Here is a 3,769-nt window from a genome sequence, read left to right on the forward strand (position 1 = left end):
TGCGTCAGGACCCCGACATCATTCTGGTGGGGGAAATGCGCGACCTGGATACGATTGAGGCGGCGGTCACGGCGGCTGAGACCGGTCACTTGGTGTTTGCCACGCTGCACACGACGGGTGCGGTCCGTACCATCGACCGTATCGTGGACGCGTTTCCTACGAACCAGCAGGAGCAGATCCGCACGCAGCTCGCCGGTAACCTGAAGTCCGTGATTTCGCAGGCGCTTTTGCCCCGTAAAGGGGGGTTTGGGCGTGTGGCGGCGTTCGAGGTGATGATCACCACGCCGGCCATTCAGAACCTGATACGCGAGAACAAGTCGTACCGTATCACGTCCTCGATTCAAACAGGGCACAAGTATGGCATGAATCTGCTGGATGAACACTTGTTGGCGCTGTATCGCAAAGGCATCGTCACGTACGAAGTGGCTGCGGGTAAAGCCCAGAATCTCGAGGAATTCCGGGATGCCGCGATTAAGCTAGGCCTGGACGACGCGCCGAAGCCTGAAGAAGAGGGCGCGGTGAATGTCCGTCAGACGTAACGCGCGAGAGGAAATGTAAGCAATGGCCGTCACACACGAACGACCGATAGGCGACATTCTTGTCGACCATGGCGTGATTACGCCGCTGGAATTGGATGAGGCCCTTCAGCGTCAACGCCTGACCGGCGAGATGCTGGGGCGCGTGCTGGTCCAGATGGGCCTGTGCGACGAGCAGGCGGTGGTCGAGGCGCTCGGCGTGCAGTCGGGCATGGAGCGCGTCGACATCACCAAGATCCAGGTGTCGGGCGAGGTGCTCGGAAAGGTGTCGGCGGACATAGCGCGGTTCTACAGCATCGTGCCGGTTCGTTTCGACGACGGCGTGCTGACGGTTGCGATGGCCGACCCCTTGAACCTGGGCATCATAGACGATCTCTCGCAGATCCTGGGATACAGGGTGAAAGGGGCGGTGAGCAACGAGCAGGCCATAGCCTCGTTTATCAAGAACAACTACTCGTACGAGAGCGAGTCGGTGCACGAAACCCTCCGGGACCTGGTCGAACGGGTGGGCGATGCCGAGTTGACCTCCGAGGAATTGGGACAGCAGGAAATCGTTGGCGACGCCGAGAACCTTGTCGAGCTGGCACAGGAACCTGAGATCATCAAGATCGTCAACCTGGTGCTGCTCGAGGCCGTGCAGAAGCGCGCATCCGATATTCACTTCGAGACCTACGAAGACGATTTTCGCATTCGCATCCGCGTCGACGGCGTGCTGCACGAAATCGTCAGTCCGCCGAAGACCATGGCGCTGGCGCTCGTCTCGCGCGTGAAAATCATGTGCGACATGGACATTGGTGAACGGCGCCTTCCCCAGGACGCGCGCATCGACCTTAAGATCGGCGACGCGGAGGTCGATATCCGCGTAGGCACCCTGCCGACGCTGTACGGCGAAAACGTGGTGATGCGTTTGCTCGACCGCACGGCCGTGCGCATCGACCTGGACGCCCTTGGGTTCTCGCCCGATGTGCTCAAGAAGATCCGGAACCTCATCGCGAAGCCGAACGGCATTTTCCTGGTCACGGGCCCCACGGGTTCGGGCAAGTCCACCACCCTGTACGGCGCTTTGAAAGAATTGAACCAGGTCGGCGTGAAGATCATCACGACGGAGGACCCCGTCGAGTTGCACATCGACCAGCTGGTGCAGGTCCAGGTGCGCGAACAGGTCGGGCTCACGTTCGCGGCCTGTTTGCGGTCCATCCTGCGCCAGGACCCCGATATTGTCATGGTCGGTGAAATCCGCGACCTCGAGACCGCCCAGATCGCGGTCGAGGCCTCGCTGACAGGTCACTTGGTGCTGAGCACGCTGCACACCAACAGCGCTCCCGAGACCATCACGCGCTTGCTCGATATGGACCTCGAACCGTACCTGATCACGTCGTCGCTCGAGGGCGTATTGGCCCAGCGGCTGGTGCGGACGTTGTGCCGCCACTGCAAAGAGGCGTACCAGCCGGATAAGGAAGAGATGGATATGCTGGGAGTTCCGGCATCGTGGCGCAACGACCCGAAGTTCAAGCTATTCCGTCCCAACGGGTGCGTAGCCTGCAATTTCACCGGGTACTCGGGCCGCACGGGCCTGTTCGAGATGATGAACGTGGACGAAACCGTCCGCGATATGATCCTATCGCGCGTGATGTCACACGAGTTGCGCAAGTACGCCCGGTCCAAAGGGATGCGCACCCTTCGCGAAGAGGGCCTTATCAAGTGCGTGCAGGGCATTACAAGCGCCCAGGAAGTCCTGCTGCACACGGATCGTTACGACGACTAAGGGAGGAGCGTTGCCGTGCCGAAATACGCGTACAAGGCGATGAACAAGGATGGCAAGGAGAGCTTCGGCATTGTCGAGTCGGAAAACCAGGCCCTTGCCATCAACGATATCCGCCAGATGGGCTTGTATCCCACCAAGGTTTATGAAGCCCGCAAGAGCGACGAGAAGCGTGCCCGCAAAGAGAAGGGCGGGCTGAGCGAGCTGTATTTCGGCGGGGTGAAGACGAAACAACTGGTGGTGATGACCCGCCAGCTTTCGACGCTGATCGACGCCGGCCTGCCCCTGTTGCGCAGCATCAACGTGCTGATCATGCAGCTCAAACCCTGCAAACTGCGCGACATCTTGAAGGAAGTGCGCGAAGACATTCAGTCGGGGTCAACGTTTTCGGAAGGGTTGGCGAAGCATCCCAAGGAATTCGACCGCTTGTACGTCAACATGGTGCGCGCGGGCGAGGTCGGCGGTATGCTCGAGGTGGTGCTCCAGCGCCTGGCCCAGTTCATGGAACGCCGCCAGGCGTTGAAACGCCGCGTCAAGGGCGCCATGGTTTACCCCATTGCCGTGCTCCTCGTGGCCACCGGCATCGTGTGGTTCCTGTTGTCCTACGTCGTGCCCGAGTTCGCGGTCATTTTCGAGGATTTCGGAGCGAAACTGCCCTGGATGACGCAGTTCCTGATCAAGTGCGGCGACTTCGCCCGGTTCGAGTGGTGGAAAGTCTCGCTGTACTTCAACGGTACGATTATCGGCATCAAGATCCTCAGCAAGATTCATGTTGTGAAGCGCATCATGGACCGCGTGGTGTTGCGGGTACCCCTGGTGGGCGATTTGGTGACCAAGGTGGCCGTGGCGCGGTTCTCGCGCACCCTGGGCACTCTGATCACCTCCGGCGTGCCGATCCTGCAGTCCCTGCGCATCACGAAAGAGACCATCGGCAACGAGGTCATCGAGAACGCCATCCAGAAGGTGCACGACAGCATCAAGGAGGGGGACACCATCGCCGCCCCGCTCGACGAAGCGAAGGTGTTTCCCGCGATGGTGGTCAACATGATCGACGTCGGCGAAGAGACCGGCAGCCTGGACGCCATGCTGATGAAGGTTGCGGACATTTATGACGCGGAGGTCGAGGCGGCGGTTGAAGCTCTGCTGGCCCTCATGGAGCCGGCCATGATCGTGATCCTGGGCTTTATCTGCGGCTTTATCGTGATATCCATGTATCTGCCGATCTTCTCCCTGGCGGACGTGATGAGCGGCGTATAACGCGCTGTTTGGCGGCGCCCGGGCGGTGGAAAACAACTGAAGGAGTGCGAGTGATGACAAGAAAACACGGGTTCACGCTGATCGAGCTATTGGTGGTGATTGCCATCATCGGCATTCTGGCAGCCATCGTGGTGCCCAACGTCACCAACTGGATCGCAAAAGCGCGCATGGCGCGCGCCGTCGAGGAAATACGCGGCGCGGACCTCGCCATGAC

The 3,769-nt window shown here is 60.1% G+C and carries 4 protein-coding genes; all 4 read left to right on the forward strand.

Annotated features, from left to right (window positions below):
- Positions 1-539 (forward strand): ATPase, T2SS/T4P/T4SS family (locus PLJ71_16475; GenBank protein HQM50284.1); only part of this gene is annotated, 539 nt, incomplete at its 5' end.
- Positions 540-561: 22 nt separating this feature from the next.
- Positions 562-2,301 (forward strand): GspE/PulE family protein, encoded by a 1,740-nt coding sequence (locus tag PLJ71_16480; GenBank protein HQM50285.1) that lies wholly within the window; start codon positions 562-564, stop codon positions 2,299-2,301.
- A 15-nt stretch (positions 2,302-2,316) separates the two neighbouring features.
- Positions 2,317-3,555, forward strand: coding sequence for a type II secretion system F family protein (locus PLJ71_16485; GenBank protein ID HQM50286.1), 1,239 nt, complete (start codon positions 2,317-2,319; stop codon positions 3,553-3,555).
- Between the two features lie 53 nt (positions 3,556-3,608).
- A partial coding sequence (locus tag PLJ71_16490; GenBank protein HQM50287.1) for a type II secretion system protein occupies positions 3,609-3,769 on the forward strand: 161 nt, incomplete at its 3' end.

It is taken from the genome of Candidatus Hydrogenedentota bacterium, from assembly GCA_035416745.1.
In the GTDB taxonomy this organism is placed as follows: Bacteria; Hydrogenedentota; Hydrogenedentia; order Hydrogenedentales; family SLHB01; genus UBA2224.